Origin of the sequence: Microbacterium sp. 5K110 (assembly GCF_005774735.1) — a bacterium.
Lineage (GTDB): Bacteria > Actinomycetota > Actinomycetes > Actinomycetales > Microbacteriaceae > Microbacterium.
On the sequence record NZ_VBUM01000143.1, the window covers coordinates 1 to 3,728 of the forward strand.

Annotated in this window: 3 protein-coding genes; all 3 read right to left on the minus strand. The window is 70.6% G+C overall.

Going from position 1 to position 3,728, the window contains the following annotated elements:
- Positions 1-1,435, minus strand: a 1,435-nt coding sequence (locus FE256_RS17580) for a purple acid phosphatase family protein (RefSeq protein WP_171024409.1), incomplete at its 3' end; no start/stop codon positions are given.
- A 262-nt stretch (positions 1,436-1,697) separates the two neighbouring features.
- A complete protein-coding gene (locus FE256_RS17585) occupies positions 1,698-2,564 on the minus strand; it encodes an SURF1 family protein (RefSeq protein WP_394529813.1) in 867 nt (288 codons plus the stop codon).
- Positions 2,565-2,577: 13 nt separating this feature from the next.
- A complete protein-coding gene (locus tag FE256_RS17590; protein ID WP_138178234.1) occupies positions 2,578-3,693 on the minus strand; it encodes a GuaB3 family IMP dehydrogenase-related protein in 1,116 nt (371 codons plus the stop codon).
- Positions 3,694-3,728: the final 35 nt, after the last annotated feature.

Consider the following 3,728-nt stretch of genomic DNA (forward strand, 5'->3'; position numbering starts at 1 on the left):
GGGTCGGCGTCGGGACGCTCGGACCGTCGACACCGTCACGGGTCGATCCGGGTCCACCGACCCACGCCGTGGAGTCATCGGTCACGAGCTTCGCGCCACCGGCATCCTTCGTGATCGTGAAGGCGTCGAACAGTGCGCCGTCGACCGTGCGCGCTTCGACGTGCATGCGACCGTCGGCGGTGACGTCGACCGTCTGGAAGAGCTGCACGTCGCGGCCCGTCACCCGGAGGTTGGCACCGTTCGCGGTCCAGTTGTTCGCCTCGGCGGGGTCGGGCACGTACATCTTCGGGCCGGCGACGCTGACGAGATAGGCGGGGCCGGTGTGGCTCTTCGCCGGGTCCGCGCCCGCGGGCAGGTTCTGCTCGTTGGCGCGGAGGTTGCCGCGCCCGTACGCGTGGTCGTGACCCTGCACCACGAGGTCGACGTCGTACTTCTCGAACAGCGGCAGCCAGGCGTCGCGCAGCACCGCGTTGTCGCGTCCGCTCGTGACCGAGAAGATCGGGTGGTGGAACGTCACGACGGTCCACTGGTTCGGGTTCTCGGCCAGGCGCGACTCGAGCCACGCCGTCTGCGCCGCACGCGACTGCGCACCCATGGCCTGCGTGGAGTCGAGGCTGATGAAACGCACGCCCTGGTAGTCGACGGAGTAGACCGTCTCCTTCAGGGTCTCCGCCCCCTCGGGGCCGTTGAGCGGATACTCGAACTGCGCGCCCCAGTGCGCCGCCAGGTCGGGTCCCGGGTAGTACTCGTGGTTTCCGGTGGATGCCACGACGTTGAGGTACTGGTTGGAGAAGGCGGCGGCTTCATGCCACTCTCCCCACTCCGCGTCGCTCGTCTCGGTGTCGATGAGATCTCCGGCGTGCACCACGAGGCGGGCGTACGGCCGGGATTCGAACGCGGCCCGGAAGGTGCGCGAGGTGTAGGCCTTGTTGTCGTTCTGCGCGTCGCCCTGCACCAGGAAGCTGAAGTCGCCCGGCTTCGCGCTCGCGGTGGTGAACTCGAGCCATTCGCTCCAGGTCTGGCCGTCACCGACGCGGTAGACGTATGTCGTGTCGGGTTCGAGGCCCGAGATCGTCGCCGAGTGGTGCGCGATCTCGTAGCCGAGCGTGGTGTCCAGCCGGTGCGTGGAGGTGGCGTCCATCGACTGCGCACCACTGACCACGCTGGGGCCGCTCAGAGCCCATTCGACGCGGGGCGTCGTCACGTCCTTCGAGGTGCGCCAGGTGACGGATTGGCTCGTCGTCGGCGTCTCGGTCGGGGTCAGGATCACCCGATCGGGAACCGCGGTCGGGGTGTGCACGAGCACGGGGTCGATGGCGGGCGGCGCGAGGCCTCCACCGGCGGCGACGGCGACGCCGCCTCCGAAGCTGGACAGACCGATCGCGAGGGCGACAGCCCCCGCGGTCATGGCCGTCGGACGAGCGAATTTGAGCACGCAGAAGCCCCTTCGACATGGCCGGCCTCGGGTAGGCCGGCAACTGCAGGCGAGATGACCCGCTGTCAGCGGATCCCTAGCGATTGTGTCGGTGGCTCATCGTTCGATCTGGTCGTGGGCGGTGTTCTCGCACGACGTTCGAGCAACGTTCACGTCGGGCGCGAAATGTCATCTCCGGCTGGGTTCGGCGACCGTCCGCCCTCTGACGTCGTTCGCGATGGCGTTACCCGCCGTCCACCTCGATGTGGACCCGTGGAGCGCTCTACGCCGATGTCGACGGGGCCGCGCCGGCGGCATCCGCCTCGGCATCCTCGAGGTCTTCGACCTCTTTCTCCCACGCGTCGCGGGCGAGGCGGTACCAGAGGTAGAGAGCGAAGCCGGCGAAGACCGCCCACTCGGCCGCGTAGAAGATGTTCAGCCAGTTCACCCGCGATCGCTCGTCGGGGGCCGGGGAGTCGATGGCGTCGAGGGGCCCGAGAGCGGTCTGCGAGGTGAGGTAGGGCCGGTACACGGACACCCCGTCGATGTCGGTCCAGCGTCCGAGCAATGCCGCCGGCGACATCCGCGTCATGGTCTGCGGGTCGGCGCCGGCCGGCGGGCGGCCGGGGCCCTCGTCGGAGATCAGACGCCCGGTCACGGCGACGACGGCATCGGGGTCGGCTTCGGCCTGCGCGCGCAGGGTCTGGGCGGCCCGCTCGGCCGCCGACGCATCGCGAGTCCACCCGAGCGCGACGGCGATCGAGGTGGGCACGGCCGTGCCGTCGAGGCGGAGCTGCCCGGTGACCCAGTACCCCTCGACGTCGTCGTTGAAACGGGACGAGACCACGAGGAAATCGGGAGCGATCCACCGCCCGCTCGCCTCGACCCGCTGACCGACGAGCGGCTCGGGCAGGTACGCGCCCGGCTGGGCGACGTCGGCCAAGGGCTGAACGATCTCGGTCTGCCCCGGTTCGGCGGGCGCCGTGTCGACGGCGCGGCCGAGCTGCCATTGGCCCAGCCACGCCAGCACGCCCGCGACGACGAGCGAGAAGGCCAGCAGCGCGAGCCAGCGCGGTCGCAGCATGACCTCACGCAACGTCGGCGGGAACACCTCTCGGGGCTCCTGCTCGATGACGGTGGGAGAGGTCACGCGGGTACCGGAATCAGTGCCCGTAGGGCGCGACGACGACCTCGACCCGCTGGAACTCCTTGAGGTCGGAGTACCCGGTGGTGGCCATCGACTTCTTCAGCGCGCCGATGAGGTTCGCGGTGCCATCGGCCACGGGGGCCGGGCCGTAGAGGATCTGCTCGAGGGGGCCGACGCGGTCGACGGCCACGCGGTGTCCGCGGGGCAGCTTCGCGTGGTGGGCCTCGGGGCCCCAGTGGAACCCACGACCCGGGGCATCCGTCGCGCGAGCAAGAGCGACGCCGAGCATGACCGCGTCGGCGCCCATGGCCAGAGCCTTCACGATGTCGCCCGAGGTGCCCACGCCGCCGTCGGCGATCACGTGGACGTAGCGTCCGCCCGACTCGTCGAGGTAATCGCGTCGCGCTCCGGCGACGTCGGCGACCGCGGTGGCCATCGGCGCGTGCAGGCCGAGGGTCACGCGAGTCGTGGACGCGGCGCCACCGCCGAAGCCGACCAGGACGCCCGCGGCGCCCGTCCGCATGAGGTGCAGCGCGGCCGTGTACGTCGACGCACCGCCGACGATGACGGGGACGTCGAGGTCGTAGATGAACTTCTTGAGGTTCAGGGGCTCGGCGACGCTGGAGACGTGCTCCGCCGAGACCGTCGTCCCGCGGATCACGAAGAGGTCGACGCCGGCCGCAACTACCGTCTCGTAGAGGTCGTGGGTGCGCTGCGGGGTGAGGGCGCCGGCCACCGTGACGCCGGCGGCGCGGACCTCGGCGAGACGATCGCGCACCAGCTCGGGCTTGATCGACTCGGAGTACAGCTCCTGCATGCGACGCGTCGCCTCGGAGTCGGGCAGCCCCGCGATCTCGGCCAGGAGCGGCTCGGGGTCGTCGTACCGCGTCCACAGGCCCTCGAGGTCGAGAACGCCCAGCCCACCCAGTCGACCGAGCTCGATCGCGGTGCGCGGGCTGACGACCGAGTCCATCGGGGCGCCGAGCACCGGGATCTCGAACGGGAAGGCGTCGATGGTCCAGGCCGTCGACACGTCTTCCGGGTTGCGCGTGCGCCGCGAGGGGACGACGGCGATGTCGTCGAAGGTGTAGGCGCGGCGGGCACGCTTGGCACGGCCGAGATCGATCTCCATGGTCACTCCCCCAGCCTACCCGCGCCCTCCGACGC